This window comes from Bifidobacterium eulemuris (assembly GCF_014898155.1).
Classification (GTDB): Bacteria; Actinomycetota; Actinomycetes; order Actinomycetales; family Bifidobacteriaceae; genus Bifidobacterium; species Bifidobacterium eulemuris.
In genome coordinates, this window is record NZ_CP062938.1 from 2,401,878 (window position 1) to 2,418,289 (window position 16,412).

Here is a 16,412-nt window from a genome sequence, read left to right on the forward strand (position 1 = left end):
TTCTTGTGACGATTCGTCGCGATGGTGTTTACGGGGGCGGACTTGGTAGAGCGGCCCCTTTAGAATGAGCAGCATGCCCAAAGAGAAGTCTGTAACAGTTCATCGCGCGCTCGTACTCATGCTGACCTATGTCGTGCTTGCCGTGTCCGGCGGTGTGGTGGCCAGTCTGCTGTTCATGCCGGCCGTGTTCGGCGCCAATACCGTGGCCAGGGCCGTCGTGCCGTCGCTGCAGGTGGAAGGCGTGGACTTCGACGTGACCAGTCTGCCGCAGAAGTCGATTATGTACGCGAACGACGGCACCACGGAGATCGCGCAGTTCTACAGCCAGAACCGCATCGTCGTGCCGCTGAAGGACATCTCCGAGCCGATGCAGCAGGCCATGGTGGCGCGAGAGGACCGTCGCTTCTGGCAGCATTCCGGCGTGGACGTGCAGGGCGTGCTCCGCGCGTTCGTGCAGACCTATCTGCTCCGCGGCGCCCAGCAGGGCGGATCCTCGCTGACCCAGCAGTATGTGAAGAACGTGCTGCTGATGCAGGCGATTGAGGACAACGACCCCATCGCGCAGTACCACGCTTCGGAAGACACCATCGCGCGTAAGATCCGCGAGATGCTTATCGCCGTGCAGATGGAGAAGACCTACTCCAAGGCGGAGATCCTGCAGGGCTATCTGAACATCGCCCAGTTCGGCATCAACCTGTACGGCGTGGAAACCGCCGCCGAACGTTACTTCAATACGACGGCCTCCGAACTCAATATCGTGCAGTCGGCCACCATCGCCGCCATCACCAAGAATCCGAGCAACTACGATCCCTCGGTGGAGGAGAACCAAGCCGAAGCCGAACAGCAGCGCAACATCGTGCTTGATTTGATGCTGCAGGAGGGTTACATCACGCAGGAGGAGCACGACGAGGCGGTGAACACCCCGCTGGTCGACACGCTCGATATCCAGGACGTGCAGGTGGGCTGCCAGGATGCCGGCGACTACGCCTTCTTCTGCGATTATGTGGTGCACAAAATCGAGAACTCCGAGGAATTCGGCGAAACCGCCGAGGAACGAGAGAAGCTGCTCAACGAGGGCGGTCTGACGATTGTGACCACACTGGACGTCGACGCGAACAGCCTGCTGATGGAGGAGGCCCGCAATACGATTCCCGCGGATGACGCCAGCGGCATGGAAATCGTTATGGCATCGGTCAAACCGGGCACCGGCGAGGTGTTGGGATTCGGTATCAACAAAACATACGATGCCACTTCGGACGCGGCTTCGGACCCGACCAAAACCTCCATCAACTATGCGGTGGATATGGTGGACGGCGGCGGAACGGGCTTCCCGATCGGATCCTCGTGGAAACCGGTCAACCTGATCGCATGGATGGAGGCGGGGCGCTCGATCAACGAGAACCTGCAGACCACCACACGATACGCGCAGTCGGAATTCGACTGCGACGGCTATAACGGCGGTTCGACGATATGGTCGGTGCAGAACGCGTTGAGCAGCGGCACCACGAATCCGGAAAGCCCATTCCTGGGCCTGGTGCGTTCGCATAACACCACGCAGGCTTCGATGGGTGCGATCATCGGCCTATGCGCGGTGGCCGACACCGCCACCGAACTGGGCTACCACGACGCCTACACGGGATCGACGCTGCAGGAGAGCACCTCGTTCACGCCGTCGATGCTGATCGGCACGGTGAACGTCTCGCCGCTGACCATGGCCAGCATCTACGCCGTGTACGCCTCCAACGGCGTGCAGTGCGATCCGATCGCTATGACCAAGGTGACCGACAAGAGCGGCAACGACATCGACGTGCCCTCCGCCAACTGCCATCAGGCGGTTGACCCGGAGATCATCCAGACACTGGCCTACACACTCAACCAGGGCGTGGTCAGATCGGATGGCGCGGGCGGCTCAGCCCAGTTGGACAACGGCCGCAAAACCTTCGCGAAAACCGGTACGAACGGCAACACCTATGTGACGACGGGCGGTTTCATTCCCAACGAGATCGCCACCTTCGTGCTCGTCGGCGACGCGCAGGGCTCGACCGCGATCGAGAACATCTCCATCAACGGCGTATACAACTCGTACTGGGACGGCTCCACCATCGCGGCCCCCGCATGGCGAAGATTCATGAACGCCTATGCGGAGCGTAAACAGCTGGCCATCGACAACGATTACGGACAGGCGTCGTCGAAGTACACGGCGACCAGCAGCACGGTGACCTCGATCCAAGGCACCACACAGTCCAGTACGACCAACCGCAGCAACAACAGCAATAGCAACTCGACGACAACCAACTCGACGGACGGCACCACCGACGACCAGGATGACTGACGCCGAGGGCTGAGGGTCTGCGCCTCGGACGCGATGGCGCTGGGGCACGGGCGGATCCCATCTTGAGTTGGGTGTGTATTCGACGGGCGTTCACCGACAGCGGTGAACGCCCGTCTACAATATGTGGGTAGAGGCGTCCGTGCCGAGGCGACGCCATCGAAACGGAGGGCCCAATGACGCAGAACGACCAGAAGCATGAGAATTTCGATTTTCGGGGTTTCGACGTGCCTGAATTGGAGGCGGTGACGCTGGCCGCCCAGGATGCGGCCGCGAAGAGCGCAAAGAGCTCGAAAAACTCGAAAGGCCCGAAGGGCGCGAAGACCCGGAGTGGCGGGGAATCATCGCAACACCCGAAGAGCGGGAAGAAAGAGAAGGGTGTGAAGGACGCGAAACGGGCGAAAGCCGCAAAGAAGCCGAAGTCGCAGCCGAAATCGGAAAATCCGGATATGAAGGCCGCGCGCTCCGAAAAGCGGGAGAGTGCCGCAGGCGTCAAACTGTTCGAGCCAATGACCCTGCGCGGCGTGACCATGCGCAACCGCGTGTGGCTGCCCCCGATGGACATGTATTCGGCGTTCGCGCGCGACGGCAAGCCCACGCCGTTCCACTACCAGCATTACGTGTCCCGTGCGATGGGCGGATTCGGCATGATCATCGTCGAGTCGACCGCCGTCGCGCCTGAGGGACGTATCTCCCCATGCGACGTGGGTCTGTGGGAGGACGGGCAGATCGAGTCGTGGCGTTGGATCGTCGAGGGCATCAAGGTCGCGGGCGCCGTCCCCGCCATCCAGCTCAACCATGCCGGTCGCAAAGCCTCCACCGGCTGCTTCGCCGTGGGGTACGACCGCGAAAACGTGCCCGCCGAGGCCGGCGGATGGCCCACGGTGGCACCGTCGCCCATCCCGTTCGGTTCGTTGGATACGCCGCGTGCCTTGGGGGTGGACGAGATCCACGGCATCGTGACCGCGTTTGCCTATGCTGCCGGGCGTGCGGTGGCGGCGGGCTTCCAGGCGATCGAACTGCACGCCGCGCATGGCTATCTGATCTCGCAGTTCCTCGATCCGCTGTGCAACGAACGCGACGATGAATACGGCGGCGACCTGAACGGACGCGCGCGCTTTCTGCTGGAGATCGTGGATGCGGTTCGCGCCGCGATACCGCAGGATATGCCGCTGCTGGTGCGCGTCTCCGCCACCGATTGGGCGGCGGGCGGCTGGGATCTGGACCAGACGATCGCGGTGTGCGCCATGATGAAGCGGCATGGCGTGGATTTGGTGGATGTGTCCACCGGCGGCATCATCGACGGCGTGACGATTCCCGTGAAGGCGAATTACCAGGTGCCGTTCTCCGAGCAGGTGCGTGAGAAGGTCGGGATTCCGGTGACCGCGGTGGGATTGATCACCAAGGCGAAGCAGGCGGAGAAGATCCTGCGCGCCGGAGACGCGGACGCCATCGAAATCGGCCGCGCCGCGCTGCGCGACCCCTATTGGCCGATGCGCGCCGCCGATAAGCTCGGCGTGCGCGCATCCGACATGCCGTACCCGCCGCAATATCTGCGCGGCACGTACTGATTCGTAAGGCGACTTACAGGTCCGCGCCGACGGCTTCGGAGACGTGTTCGAAGCCGTCGCGCTTGAGCAGCTCGGCCAGACCGCGCTTGAGTACGGTGATCTGCTGCGGGCCGCGGTACATCAGCGCGCTGATGAACATCACCAGGTCCGCGCCGGCGCGAATCTTGGCATAGGCCTGTTCGGGGGTGAAGACGCCGCCGATGCCGGCGATGGCGAAGCGGTCGCCGTACTCGCGGCGCACCTGGCTGATGAGGGCGTTGCTGGCGCGGTAGGTGGGGCCACCGGACAGGCCGCCCTCCCAATCGTGGGGGATGGCGAGACCGGTGCGGTCCTTCTGCAGATTCGCGATGGACAGGCCCTGCACGTTGTGCTCGGCGAGCACGTCGAGCAGGTCCTTGAGCTCGGCCCACGGCTTGTTGAGCGGGAGCTTGACCAGCGTGGGCTGAGGGCGGTCGATTTGGTCGAGCGCGGCGAACAGCTGGTCGAGATTGTCGGGGCTGGCGGTGAAAGGCTCGCCTGCCTTGGTGTTGGGGCAGGAGACGTTGACCTCGACCATGGCGGTGCGGCCGGCGGCGCGGCGCATAGAGACGCAGTAGTCCTCGATGCCCTCGGCGAGGTCGCCGGTGAGCGAATCGTTGGTGCGGGCGATGGAGACGGAGATCTGCATGGAGCGGGCCTTGGTCCACGCCTGCTCGGCGCGTTCGATCACCGTGTCGGAGCCGATGTTGGCCAATCCGACGTGCACCATCATCGAATCGTATTCGGGCAGGCGATGGAACCACGGCTTGGCGTTGCCGGGGCAGACGCGGGAGGTGGTGGATCCGACCGTCTCGAAGCCGAATCCGGCGTTGTCGAGCAGCACCGGCATCTCGCAGTTCTTGTCGAGGCCGGCGGACAGGCCGAAGGGGTTGACGAAGTCCACGCCCATCACCGTGGTTTCAAGCACGGGATCGGTGTAGTTGAGCATCTGGCGCTCGAGCCACATCAGCGGCGCGATGTTCTTGGTCAGCTGGCAGAAGGTGATCATGCGGTCGTGCGCCTCGTCCGGCGGCACGTTGAACACGAAGTTCGGCTTGATGATGTACTTATACCCGAAGGTGAACAGGTCGGTGGTGGCTTTGTTGACGGCGTCGTGCCAAAAGCTTTCGGAAACGTAACTCATGAGGTCCATTGTGTCACGGTCGATGCCGTTTTTACAACGGTTTCGCCTCGCGGTTTTACAACGTTTTAACCATAGGGGTGTCTGCCCGCGTCGGGATCGGCTTGTTTTCAAGGTTTGTTGATTCGCGGTGGTTAAAGCGTTGTAATGGAATATGGGCATGTGCGAAAGTTGACGCAAATTTTATAAGAATCGCTCATTCGGGTTTGAAATATGAGCTTTTATGTGCGATAATGTTCGTATGATTTCGTCACAGCGTCAGCACCTCATTCTGAGCAGACTGCGCACGCGTGGTGCCGTGCGCATTACGGCGTTGTCGAAGGAGCTGGGTGTGTCAGCGATGACCATCCGCCGCGACATCGCCGAACTCTCCGACAAAGGCCTGCTCAAACGCGTCCACGGCGGTGCCGTGACCACCAGCACTCTGCTGAGCGAGCCGTTGTTCTCGGTCAAATCGCAGATGGACATCGGCCTGAAGGACGCCATAGCCCAAGAGGCCGTGAAATACGTGGCTCCCGGTGACGTGATCGCCATCGGCGGCGGCACCACGGCCTACGTCTTCGCCCAGCATCTGCTCGAATCGCAGCAGGCCAGCGGCATCACCATCCTCACCAACTCGATCCCCGTGGCCGAGCTGGTGCAGGCGCTCGAATCGAAGGACGTCGAGGTGATCGTCACCGGAGGCGTGATCACGCGCTCCAACTCGCTGGTGGGCCCCATCGCCGACAAGGTGGTCGCGTCCCTGCGCGTCAACACCGTGTTCCTCGGCACACATTCGGTCTCCATCCCGCGCGGCTTCCTGATGCCGAACTCGCTGGAGGCCGCCACCGACATGGCGATGATGGACATCGCCGACCGCACGATCATCCTGACCGACCATACGAAGTGGAGCTGCACGTCGCTGTCGCTGTTCGCACGCTTCGACCAGGTGGACACGGTGATCACCGACGACGGACTCGACCCCGACTCCGCCGCCAAAACCAAGGATTTGGTGAAAGAACTCGTTCTGGCCCATCAGAGCGAACCCGAAGAGGAAAGTGAGTGACAACAATGTCGCAATTCGCGAACTACACCCCTGGGGCGTATGCGAAGGAGCATATCCGCATCACACCGACGACCCTGGCGGACGGACGTGACTTTTTCTATCTGGACGACGATCCCGAATACGTCTCCGGTGCGAAAACGCGCGAACTGAACGATCCGCGCGAGCTGGCGTACCGTTTCTCCAACCAGCTGAACGCCGCCGGCGAAGAGGTGCCCTACGCCGCCCCCGAGATGCGCCGCGACCCGCTGACCGGCGACTGGATCCCCATGGCCACCGCCCGCATGAACCGCCCAATCACCGCCGGCCCCGGCGCAACCGCCACCGGCAATCCGCTGGCCGCGCGCAAGCCCGGCGACCCGTACCAGGACGGCGAGGTGCCCGACACCGACTACAACGTCGTGGTGTTCGAGAACCGCTTCCCCTCCATGGTCAAGGTGCCCGGCCGCTCCGAAGCGGTGGAATACATCGACGGCAACCCGTTGTGGGAGAGGAAACTCGCCGCCGGCCGCTGCGAGGTCATCTGCTTCGACCCGAACGAAACCGGCCTGCCCGCCGACCTGCCCGTGACCCGTCTGCGCACCGTCGTGGAGGCTTGGGCCTTCCGCACCGCGGAGATCTCCAAGATGGACGGCATCGAGCAGATCTTCCCCTTCGAGAACCACGGACAGGAGATCGGCGTCTCGCTCGCCCACCCGCACGGCCAGGTGTACTGCTATCCGTTCATCGCCCCCAAGATGGAAACCGAGCTCAAGCACACCGAAGCCTACTTCGAGAAGACCGGCGGCAACCTGCTCAAAGACATCATGAACGCCGAGATCGAGGCGGGGGAGCGCATCGTGATGCGCAACCACTCGTGGATCGCCTACGTGCCGGCCGCCGCCCGCTGGCCCCTCGAGGTGCATGTGGCACCCGTGCGCGACGTGCTCACGCTCGACGAGCTCGACGACCAGGAACGCTGGGATCTGGCGCAGATGTACTCCACGCTGCTCAAGCGAGGCAACGCCTTCTTCGACAAGGGCGACGGCCTGGGCATGGACCTGCCGTACATCGCCGCGTGGCATCAGGCGCCGATCCACGACGCGCGCCGCGAGCACTACCGTCTGAACCTGCAGTTCTTCTCGTTCCGCCGCGCCGCCAACAAAATCAAGTACCTCGCCGGATCCGAATCCGGCATGGCCGCCTGGATCTCCGACACCACCCCCGAACTCATCGCCCAGCGCTTCCATGAGCTGGGAGCCATCGACATCGCCGACTGACCCCACAAGGAATCATCATGACTGCTGTTGAATTCATCGCGCCGCTTTCGCACGACGAAGGCGTGCGCATCGCCACCGACCTGTTCGTGCAGACCTACGGCAAGCAGCCCGCCGGCGTGTGGGCCGCTCCGGGTCGCGTGAATCTGATCGGCGAGCACACCGACTACAACGCGGGCCTGTGCCTGCCGATCGCGCTGCCGCACCGCACCTTCATCGCCCTCGCTCCGCGCGAGGACACCGTGGTGCATGTCGTCTCCGACGTGAAGCCCGATCAGGTCGCCGAAGCCGACCTCGACGGACTCGCCGCCGGCGGCGTCGACGGTTGGGTCGCCTATCCGGTGGGTGTGGCGTGGGCGTTGCGCGAGGCCGGATTCGACCAGGTGCAGGGCTTCGACGCGGCCTTCGCCTCCTGCGTGCCGCTGGGCTCGGGCCTGAGCTCGTCCGCCGCCATGACCTGCTCCACCGCGCTGGCCTTGGACGAGGTGTACGGCTTGGGATATGGCTCGTCCGATGCGGGACGCGTGACCCTGATCAACGCCGCCATCAAGTCGGAGAACGAAATGGCCGGCGCCTCCACGGGCGGCCTCGACCAGTCCGCCTCCATGCGCTGCACTCCAGGACACGCGCTGCTGCTCGACTGCCGTCCGGAGCTGACCGCGCTGGAGAACGTCTCCCAGCAGGTTTTCGATCTGAACGCCCACGGACTCGAACTGCTCGTGGTCGACACCCAAGCGCCGCACCAGCTTAACGACGGCCAGTACGCGCAGCGCCGCGCCACCTGCGAGGAAGCCGCGCGCATCCTCGGCGTGGCCAACCTGCGCGTCGCCGCCGACGGCATCGCCAAAGCGGACGACCAATTCCAGGCATTGAAGGAGACCTTGGACGCGCTGGACGACGAGACCATGAAGAAGCGCGTGCGCCACGTGGTCACCGAAATCGAACGCGTGCGCTCCTTCGTGCGCGCCTTCGCACAGGGCGACATCGAAGCGTCCGGACGCCTGTTCAACGCCTCGCACGATTCGCTCGCCGCGGATTATGAGGTGACGGTTCCCGAACTCGACATCGCCGTGGACGTGGCCCGCAAGAACGGCGCGTACGGCGCGCGTATGACCGGCGGCGGCTTCGGCGGCTCCATCATCGCGCTGGTGGATAAGGGCCGCTCCCAGGAGGTCGCCCAGCTTATCGCCGACGAATTCGAACGTCAAGGCTTCCACGCACCGCGCGCACTGGCTGCGTATGCAGCGCCGAGTGCGTCACGCGAATAGTGAGTTACGGTAACGACATTGCCCTCCGTCTCAGACGGAGGGCGTTTTGTTGTGCGGCGTCCGAAAGGGCGTGTGACGCGGAGGGAGCTAGCGATAGCCCTGCCAGTGGGGGAGCGGGAAGAGGATGTTCTCGTATTGCGCCCAGGTGTCGAGCAGATCGATGTTGGGCTCGCCGAGCCAGCGGGACTGCAAGCCCTCCATCGCCGAGCCCACCGTCATGGACAGCAGCGCTATCGATTGCGGTGTGGAGAATTCCGGAGGCAGTTTCCATGGGAAGCGTCCGACTTCTTCGCGCAGCCGCTCTCCTCGTTGGGCGAAGTAGTCATGGGCTGGATGGTGGGGGTCCAGCGCTTCGGCGCGCAGCACGATATAGAGCTGTGTGAGCATGGGATTGCGTAGGCTTTCCTGCGCGATGATGCGGTACCATTCTGGCATCAGCGCCGGCGAGCGCTCCAGCTCCTCCTTGGATAGGGAGAGCTTGTCATCCAGATACTGCTTGCCCATATTCCCGTTGCCGTGTTCGTCGTATTCTTCGAGGATGAGCGAAAGCAGTCCGTTTTTGTTCTTGACGTATTTCAGTATTCCCGCCTGGCTGAGTCCGGTGCGGTCCGCGACCTCCTGGATGGTCATGCCGTAGAAGCCGCGTTCCGACAGCACCTCCATCGCCGCCTGCGTGATGTCCTTGACCCGTTGGGAACGTTGTTTTCTCATGGTGCCTCTCCTCGTGTGCCTCTGTCTTCATCAATATAGTCGCCGCGCCTCCGACGGCGGGGCGGACCCGTCGTCGACGACACGCGTTGACAAGATTTCCTCCTCGTATTATTCTAATCCACATTGGTAAGTAAGTACTTACTTACCAAGAGGAAGCGAGTACCGCGAAGGTGACGGTCGTATCGCAGCGATGCGTCACCGATCGACCACGGTGCCGTGCCGGGCAAGGCTGTCCGGCGCGAAGGGCGGGCGGACCACCGGTCCGACCCGCGCATATATGCGGAAAAACCGCGCATGAACATGGAGGTTCATATGTCGTCACAACACAAAACCAACTGGAGGCCGTGGCTGGTGTTCGCCGGATGCTGCGTGCTTTCGCTCGTCGGTTTCGGCCTGATCGTCAACACGGCCGGCCTGTATTACACCCCGCTGTGCGAAGAGCTGGGCATCTCCCGCGCGCAGATCGCGTTGGCCTCGTCGATTATGGCCATCGCCGCCATGCCGACGATGCTGCTGGCCGGCGGCATCATGAAACGCGTCGACTCGCGCGTGCTGATCTCCGTCTGCATCACCGTGGTCGCGCTGCTGTTCCTCCTCCAGTCGTTCTTCACCCAACTGTGGCAGTTCTACGTGTCGTTTGCGCTGATGGGCGTCGCATACGTCATCCCGATCTCCCTGGCTCCCAGCGTGCTGCTCACCAACTGGTTCGAAGACAAACTCGGCTTGGCGATGGGCATCGCCCTGGGCATCAGCGGCATCGGCGGCATGATCTTCAACCCCATCGTCTCCGCATGGATCACCAATCTCGGCTGGCGTTCGTCATACCGCATCACCGCGCTGGTGCTGGCGGTATGCATCCTGCCTTTCGCGATCTTCGCGTTCAAATTCCGTCCGGACGCGAGTCGGAACGAATATGCGTACGGCCATGTGGCCAGCGCCGATGAGAAGCGGGGCGTACAGACCGAACTCACCGGCATGAGCGCCAAGCAGGCGTTCAAAACCAAGTCGTTCGCGCTGCTGGTCGTGGTCTCCGTGCTGCTGCAGGTGGTGGCCGCCATGGTGCAGCACGTTTCCGGCCATGAGGTGGCGCAGGGCCTGACGTTGGAGCAGGGTTCGCTGGTGGTCTCCGGCATCATGCTCGGCGCCGCGGTGGGCAAGGCGACCATCGGCATGCTGCTCGACCGTATGAAAACCGAGCTGGTGATCCTTATCTACGCCGCCGTTGGTCTTATCGGCTGGGGATTGATGGCGCTGTCCGGAGCCGTGACGCCCGCCACCATCGCCGGATTCCTCGCAGGACTCGGCCAAGGCGTGGTGCTGGTGGCCCTGCCTTGGATGATCCGCCAGTTCTTCGGCCAGAAGGACTACGCCACGATTCTGAGCGTGGTCTCCGTGTTCGGCTCGGTCGCCTCGGCCATCGCCGGCACCGCGCACGGCGCCGTGTACGACCTGACCGGCAGCTACCTGCCGTCACTGGTGGGCAATGTCGCGTTCTATGTGATCGCCGCCGCGGCGGCCATCATGGCCTACAAACTGCGTCCCGCCAAGGACGCGCGCACCAACCGATGAAACCGGCGCGCGGATCGGCCGGACAACCGCCATCCGCGCATGACGGACGACCCATCACAAGGAGCCGCAATGAGCGATGCCGATGAATTCATGAACAACTATCTGGCGAACATCCGCCGGCAATACGAACAGTCCGCCTACGCGCCCGTATGCGAGGCCGATCCCAAACGCACCGAGACGGTTGTCTGCCGCGACGGCGTGGAATTGACGGCCGACATCTACACGCCCGCGATGCCGGGTCCGTACCCCACGATTGTGGTGCGGTGCCCATACCCGCAGCAGGTGCCGCTGTGGGAGCTGCACGGCGAGGAGTTGGCGCGTCGGGGATACGCGATGGTGTGCGAATGGTGCCGCGGCACCCACACCTCCGGTGGCGAGTGGGAGCCGAACGTCAACGAACGCGACGACGGCGCGGATCTGCTCGCCTGGCTTGAGGAGCGGGACTGGGTCGATGTGGTCGGCCTGTGGGGCACCTCGTACCTGGCGCTGACATGCTGGGTGGTGGCCGACATCACCACCCCCAAAGTGGCGTCCATCTGCGCCAACCACTACGGCACCGACCGTTTCGCCTCCGCATACCAGAAAGGCGCGTTCCGTTGCGACGTGCTGACCGCGTGGGCTATGCAGAACGCGGGACATCCGGTGGAGGCCGACTACCTGCAATCCGCGCTCCACCGTCCCCAACTGAGTGTGGACGAGGACATGTGGGGCGGCCGGTTGGACTGGTACCGCGACTGGATCAGCCATCCGCGAGGAGACGACCCCTACTGGGACGAGGGTTTCTGGGGGCTGCTCAAATCCATCCCCGCGAAGGTCACGGTGCCCATGTTCATCCACGAAGGGTGGTTCGACCACCATCTCGGCAGCGCACTCACCGGATACCGGAGCCTCAACCCGCAGGCCAAGGAGCATTCCTGGCTGCGCATCGGCTGTTGGAACCATTACTTCCTCAATCCGCTGGAAGGACTGGAACCGAGCGGACTCGACGCCACCGAAGTGCCGGCCGCGCTCGAATGGTTCGACCTGACGCTCAAACGACGCCAAACTCCGCGCCGCAAGGTGGAATACTACGAAATCGGCGACGACTCATGGCACACCACGGATCATTGGCCGCTCGACGCCGGCGATGCCGCCGGAAGCGGCGAAGTCAGGCTGTACCTGGCCGTCGGGCGGAATAAGGACGCGTGCGGCGAGAACGAGCTGACCCTCGCTCCGCCGGCGGAAGGCGCGCTGGAATACGACTACGATCCCAACGACCCGGTGCCCACCCGCGGCGGGGAGGCGCTGCTGACCACAATGGGCGAGATCGGCGCGCGCATCCAGCCGCGGTCCGGCTACCGCGACGACGTGCTGAGCTTCGTGTCGCAGCCGCTCGACGAGGATCTGCACATCCAAGGGGCGATCCGCGTGGAACTGTACGTGTCCAGCTCCGCCGCCGACACCGCGTTCACGGCCAAACTGATGTGCGTGGACCCGGACGGCACGGCGCGCAACTACCGCAGCTCCATCACCACCCTCGCCTTGGACGATCCCGACGCGCCCGACTACACGCCCGGCGAAGTGCGGCGGGTGAGCGTCGACATGTGGGACATCTGCTGGAAGGTGCCCGCCGGCTCACGCATCCGATGCGACATCTCATCATCCGACTTCCCGCAATACTCCGTGCATACGAACACCGCCGGACTGTGGAGCGCGCAGCGTGAGGCGGTGACCGCGCGCCAAACCATCCATATGGGAGCGGCCACCCCGTCGGCGGTGGTGCTGCCGATCACAACCGCCGACCGAATGTGAATACCGTAGAAAGGATTAATGATGATCGATCAGGAAGTATTGAATCTGTTCGCGGGCAACGCCGCCGCCATGGCCAAAGGCGACGCTCCCCATCTGGCGGCGCAGAAGCTGCCGGACGGCGTGGAACGCATCAAGGACCTGCCCTATACGGGGAATCAGGACGGCGCGGTCGACGACGAGGCGAAAACCGCCCACCTGCTGGATATCTACAAGCCCGCCGATTCGCCGGCCGACAGCCCGTTGCCGGTGATCGTGGACTTCCACGGCGGCGGCCTGTACTACGGCAACAAAGAGAACAACGAATGTCGCGACATGCTGCTGGCGGCGCGGGGCTTCGCCGTGGTGAACGCCAACTATCGGCTGGTGCCGACGGTGAGCTTCCCCTCTCAGCTGAAGGATGCGATGGCGGTGCTCGAGTGGGTCGCGGCCCACGGAGCCGAATACGGGCTGGATACGAGCAGGGTGTGCGTCACGGGCGACTCGGCCGGAGGAGCGTTGGCGCTGTACCTGTGCGCGGCGAACGGCTCCGCGCAATTGGCCGCGGCATTGGGCGTGAAGCCGTGCGCCATCGACGTGCGCGCGCTCGCGGTCACCTCGGGCATGTTCCGCCTGTCCGGCGGCGTGCATGCCACCGCGCTGTCGTATTACGGGCGTGGCTACTTCCAGACGCCCGGCGACCATGTGATGATGAACCCCTATCTGGATTTGGACAAGCTGGTGGTGGATGCGGGCGAGGGGCTGCCACCGGTGTATATGGTCACCAGTGTGGAGGATTTCATCGCCGACAACAGCTATGAGCTGGCGCGCATCCTCCATGCCCGCCACCGCGACCATGCGATGAAGGTGTGGGCGCGCGGCGGCGAACGGCCGCTCGGTCACGTGTTCAACATCACCCAGGCCGGCGATCCGGGAGCGAGCGAGGCGCGCGAGGCCATCGCCGACATCGCGGATTTCTGCAACACATACTGCGCGTAGTTTCGTGGTTTGGGAGAATCCGCTGATTCTCCATCACGGCTCAGCGCGAGGCCTAGGGCGGTCTGAACCTAGGGCTCCTGTTGGGGAAGGTTTTGTTGATTCCTTCTCGAACAGGAGCCTCGTTTGTATACAGTGGTCTTCTATGAAGCTGATGACGAGTCTGGTGAAATGGGCCAAACGGGTGCCGCGGATTCTGCATGACATGCCGATGGCCGAATGGGATCGGAGCAACCGGTGGGCGCTGCTCGGCTCGGCGGTCGCGTTCCTGGCGCTGTATGCGGTCGACGTGATCTGCCAGCCGCCCGCGGGCGTCTCGCTGGGCATCGAAATCCTGCTCAACCTGTTGTGGGTGTTCTATGCGGTGGACTACATACTGACCATGTACGTGGCCGAACACAGCTGGAAGTGGATGAGCAAGCATATCCTCGGCCTGCTGATCCTGGTCGCCCCGCTGATCCCCGGCCTGCGCTTCGTGCGCGTGGTGGCGGCGCTGTACGCGCTGCACCGCGGCTCGCTCTCCTGGGTGCGCGGGCATATCAACATCTACATCGCCTGCGCGGGCGCGCTGCTGCTCTCCACCGGAGCGCTGCTGGTGCTCGAGGCGGAACGCGGCGTGCCCGGCGCGTCGATCGACAACTACACGGACGCGCTGTGGTGGGCCTTCGTGTCCGTGACCACCATCGGATACGGCGAATACTATCCGGTGACGGCCGAAGGCAAACTCATCACGGTGGCGGTGGTGATCGCCGGCATCGCCCTGATCGGTGTGATCACCGGTGCCTGCGCCGCGTGGGTGATCAAGGAGATCAGCCTCAACGGCGACAAAACCGCGCCCGTCACCACCGCCCAGGCCGACAAAATCGAACGCAAGCTGGAGATGCTGTCCGACCGCGTGGGCGAACTGCACAAACGGATGCGATAATCCCGGCCTCTACTATACTGAACGAGTCCACACATATATTTCGAAGTGGGAGAGAAACCTCCATGAACAAGGCAATCATCACCGTGGTCGGCCAGGACACGGTCGGCATCATCGCGCGCGTCTGCACCTACCTGTCCGAGCGCAAGATCAACGTGCTCGACATCTCGCAGACCATTATCGACGGATTCTTCAACATGATGATGATTGTCGACGTGACCGAGGCCGACGAGGAGTTCGGCACCATCGTCGACGAGCTCGACCAGCTGGGCGAGCAGATCGGCGTGCGCATCCGCTGCCAGCGCGAAGAGATCTTCACGAAGATGCACCGCATCTGACGTCTCGAAAGGAACGAACCATGCTGAACATCATGGAGGTCCACGAGACCAATCAGATGATCGAGCAGGAGAAGCTCGACGTGCGCACCATCACCATGGGCATCAGCCTGCTCGACTGCGCGGCCGACACCGTGGACGAGGTGTGCGACAACATCTACCGCAAAATCACCACCTACGCGCGCGACCTCGTCTCCACCGGACAGGCCATCGAACGCGATTACGGCATTCCGATCGTGAACAAGCGCATCACCGTCACCCCCATCTCGCTGGTCGGCGCGAGCTCGTGCACAACCTCCGAGGACTTCGTGAAAATCGCGCACGCGCTTGACCGTGCGGCCAAAGAGGTCGGCGTCGACCTGATCGGCGGCTACTCCGCGCTCGTCTCCAAGTCGATGACCCCGGCCGAGGAGCTGCTGATCCGCTCGCTGCCGCAGGCGCTGAGCGAAACCGACATCGTCTGCTCGTCCGTCAACGTCGGCTCCACCAAAACCGGCATCGACATGAACGCGGTGGAACTGCTCGGCCATATCGTCAAAGACATCGCCTACGCCACCCGCGACAACGATTCCTACGGGTGCGTGAAATTCGTGGCCTTCTGCAACGTGCCCGACGACAACCCGTTCATGGCCGGCGGCTTCCATGGCGTGACCGAAGGCGACGCCGTGATCAACGTCGGCGTCTCCGGTCCCGGCGTGGTCTCCCGCGCGCTCGACGCGGCCAAGGGCAAGGATTTCGAATTCCTGTGCGAGACGATCAAGCGCACCGCGTTCAAGATCACGCGTGTGGGCCAGCTGGTCGCGCAGGAAGCGTCGCGTCGCCTCGGCATTCCGTTCGGCATCATCGACCTTTCCCTCGCGCCGACCCCGGCCGTGGGCGATTCGGTGGGCGAGGTGCTCGAGAAGATCGGTCTGGAACAGGTCGGCGCGCCCGGCACCACCGCGGCTCTCGCCATGCTCAACGACCAGGTGAAGAAGGGAGGCATCATGGCCTCCTCATATGTCGGCGGCCTGTCCGGCGCGTTCATCCCGGTCTCCGAAGACAAGAACATGATCGACGCGGCCGGTGCCGGATGCCTGACGATTGAGAAGCTCGAGGCCATGACCTGCGTGTGTTCGGTCGGCCTCGATATGATCGCGATTCCGGGCGACACCACCGCTTCGACCATCTCCGGCATCATCGCCGACGAGGCGGCCATCGGCATGGTGAACCAGAAGACCACCGCCGTGCGCATCATTCCGGTCGAAGGCAAGGGCGTGGGCGAGATGGCGAACTTCGGCGGCCTGATGGGCTATGCGCCGATCATGCCGGTGAACCAGACGAGCTGCGAGGCGTTCGTGACCCGCGGCGGCCGCATCCCCGCCCCGATCCACAGCTTCAAGAACTGACGCACGACGTCTATTCGTCGTGCGTCATCCCGAGCGCAGGACGCCGGGCATGTTGTGTGTCATCCCGAGCGGAGTCGAGGGATCCCAAAGGTTAGAGAT

General features: G+C 63.4%; 13 protein-coding genes. 11 read left to right on the top strand and 2 right to left on the bottom strand.

Translation table 11 applies throughout. The annotated features are described in order from the left end of the window. Window positions 1-64 precede the first annotated feature (64 nt). Both BE0216_RS09945 and BE0216_RS09950 read left to right on the top strand, forming a co-directional pair. Complete coding sequence (locus tag BE0216_RS09945; RefSeq protein ID WP_094636533.1) at window positions 65-2,332, top strand: transglycosylase domain-containing protein; 2,268 nt, start codon at window positions 65-67, stop codon at window positions 2,330-2,332. 173 nt (window positions 2,333-2,505) lie between these two features. Next, window positions 2,506-3,900 (top strand): NADH:flavin oxidoreductase/NADH oxidase, encoded by a 1,395-nt coding sequence (locus tag BE0216_RS09950; protein ID WP_094636534.1) that lies wholly within the window; start codon window positions 2,506-2,508, stop codon window positions 3,898-3,900. 13 nt (window positions 3,901-3,913) lie between these two features. On the opposite strand, the gene BE0216_RS09955 is transcribed toward BE0216_RS09950, so the two are convergent. Next, window positions 3,914-5,062, bottom strand: a complete 1,149-nt coding sequence (locus tag BE0216_RS09955; protein ID WP_094636626.1) for a quinone-dependent dihydroorotate dehydrogenase — start codon at window positions 5,060-5,062, stop codon at window positions 3,914-3,916. 238 nt (window positions 5,063-5,300) lie between these two features. Here BE0216_RS09955 and BE0216_RS09960 point away from each other — a divergent pair, with 238 nt between their 5' ends. The 3 genes from BE0216_RS09960 to galK are packed head-to-tail and all read left to right on the top strand — an operon-like array spanning window position 5,301 to window position 8,625. Beyond that, window positions 5,301-6,104, top strand: a complete 804-nt coding sequence (locus BE0216_RS09960) for a DeoR/GlpR family DNA-binding transcription regulator (RefSeq protein WP_072723585.1) — start codon at window positions 5,301-5,303, stop codon at window positions 6,102-6,104. 5 nt (window positions 6,105-6,109) lie between these two features. Next, window positions 6,110-7,360 (top strand): galactose-1-phosphate uridylyltransferase, encoded by a 1,251-nt coding sequence (gene galT, locus BE0216_RS09965; RefSeq protein WP_094636535.1) that lies wholly within the window; start codon window positions 6,110-6,112, stop codon window positions 7,358-7,360. 17 nt (window positions 7,361-7,377) lie between these two features. Continuing rightward, window positions 7,378-8,625: a galactokinase gene (gene galK, locus BE0216_RS09970; protein WP_094636536.1), complete on the top strand. Its 1,248-nt coding sequence runs from the start codon at window positions 7,378-7,380 to the stop codon at window positions 8,623-8,625. Window positions 8,626-8,712: 87 nt separating this feature from the next. On the opposite strand, the gene BE0216_RS09975 is transcribed toward galK, so the two are convergent. Next, window positions 8,713-9,336: a TetR/AcrR family transcriptional regulator gene (locus BE0216_RS09975; protein ID WP_094636537.1), complete on the bottom strand. Its 624-nt coding sequence runs from the start codon at window positions 9,334-9,336 to the stop codon at window positions 8,713-8,715. 312 nt (window positions 9,337-9,648) lie between these two features. On the opposite strand from BE0216_RS09975, the gene BE0216_RS09980 reads away from it, so the two are divergent. The 6 genes from BE0216_RS09980 (at window position 9,649) to BE0216_RS10005 (ending at window position 16,313) form a co-directional block, all read left to right on the top strand. Then, window positions 9,649-10,905 (top strand): MFS transporter, encoded by a 1,257-nt coding sequence (locus tag BE0216_RS09980; RefSeq protein WP_193042857.1) that lies wholly within the window; start codon window positions 9,649-9,651, stop codon window positions 10,903-10,905. 69 nt (window positions 10,906-10,974) lie between these two features. Then, window positions 10,975-12,696 (top strand): CocE/NonD family hydrolase, encoded by a 1,722-nt coding sequence (locus BE0216_RS09985; RefSeq protein WP_094636538.1) that lies wholly within the window; start codon window positions 10,975-10,977, stop codon window positions 12,694-12,696. Between the two features lie 18 nt (window positions 12,697-12,714). Further along, complete coding sequence (locus BE0216_RS09990) at window positions 12,715-13,671, top strand: alpha/beta hydrolase (RefSeq protein WP_226805771.1); 957 nt, start codon at window positions 12,715-12,717, stop codon at window positions 13,669-13,671. Window positions 13,672-13,822: 151 nt separating this feature from the next. Continuing rightward, a complete protein-coding gene (locus BE0216_RS09995) occupies window positions 13,823-14,593 on the top strand; it encodes a potassium channel family protein (RefSeq protein ID WP_158217190.1) in 771 nt (256 codons plus the stop codon). Window positions 14,594-14,655: 62 nt separating this feature from the next. Further along, a complete protein-coding gene (locus BE0216_RS10000; protein ID WP_094636541.1) occupies window positions 14,656-14,928 on the top strand; it encodes an ACT domain-containing protein in 273 nt (90 codons plus the stop codon). A 20-nt stretch (window positions 14,929-14,948) separates the two neighbouring features. Continuing rightward, window positions 14,949-16,313 carry a PFL family protein gene (locus BE0216_RS10005; protein ID WP_094636542.1) on the top strand — a complete coding sequence of 455 codons (1,365 nt, stop codon included), beginning with the start codon at window positions 14,949-14,951 and terminating at the stop codon, window positions 16,311-16,313. The last annotated feature ends 99 nt before the right edge of the window (window positions 16,314-16,412 follow it).

Coding starts and splice junctions, on each gene's coding strand:
- BE0216_RS09945 (WP_094636533.1), top strand. CDS start 65: ATGAGCAGCATGCCCAAAGAGAAGTCTGTAACAGTTCATCGCGCGCTC.
- BE0216_RS09950 (WP_094636534.1), top strand. CDS start 2,506: ATGACGCAGAACGACCAGAAGCATGAGAATTTCGATTTTCGGGGTTTC.
- BE0216_RS09955 (WP_094636626.1), bottom strand. CDS start 5,062: ATGAGTTACGTTTCCGAAAGCTTTTGGCACGACGCCGTCAACAAAGCC.
- BE0216_RS09960 (WP_072723585.1), top strand. CDS start 5,301: ATGATTTCGTCACAGCGTCAGCACCTCATTCTGAGCAGACTGCGCACG.
- galT (WP_094636535.1), top strand. CDS start 6,110: ATGTCGCAATTCGCGAACTACACCCCTGGGGCGTATGCGAAGGAGCAT.
- galK (WP_094636536.1), top strand. CDS start 7,378: ATGACTGCTGTTGAATTCATCGCGCCGCTTTCGCACGACGAAGGCGTG.
- BE0216_RS09975 (WP_094636537.1), bottom strand. CDS start 9,336: ATGAGAAAACAACGTTCCCAACGGGTCAAGGACATCACGCAGGCGGCG.
- BE0216_RS09980 (WP_193042857.1), top strand. CDS start 9,649: ATGTCGTCACAACACAAAACCAACTGGAGGCCGTGGCTGGTGTTCGCC.
- BE0216_RS09985 (WP_094636538.1), top strand. CDS start 10,975: ATGAGCGATGCCGATGAATTCATGAACAACTATCTGGCGAACATCCGC.
- BE0216_RS09990 (WP_226805771.1), top strand. CDS start 12,715: ATGATGATCGATCAGGAAGTATTGAATCTGTTCGCGGGCAACGCCGCC.
- BE0216_RS09995 (WP_158217190.1), top strand. CDS start 13,823: ATGACGAGTCTGGTGAAATGGGCCAAACGGGTGCCGCGGATTCTGCAT.
- BE0216_RS10000 (WP_094636541.1), top strand. CDS start 14,656: ATGAACAAGGCAATCATCACCGTGGTCGGCCAGGACACGGTCGGCATC.
- BE0216_RS10005 (WP_094636542.1), top strand. CDS start 14,949: ATGCTGAACATCATGGAGGTCCACGAGACCAATCAGATGATCGAGCAG.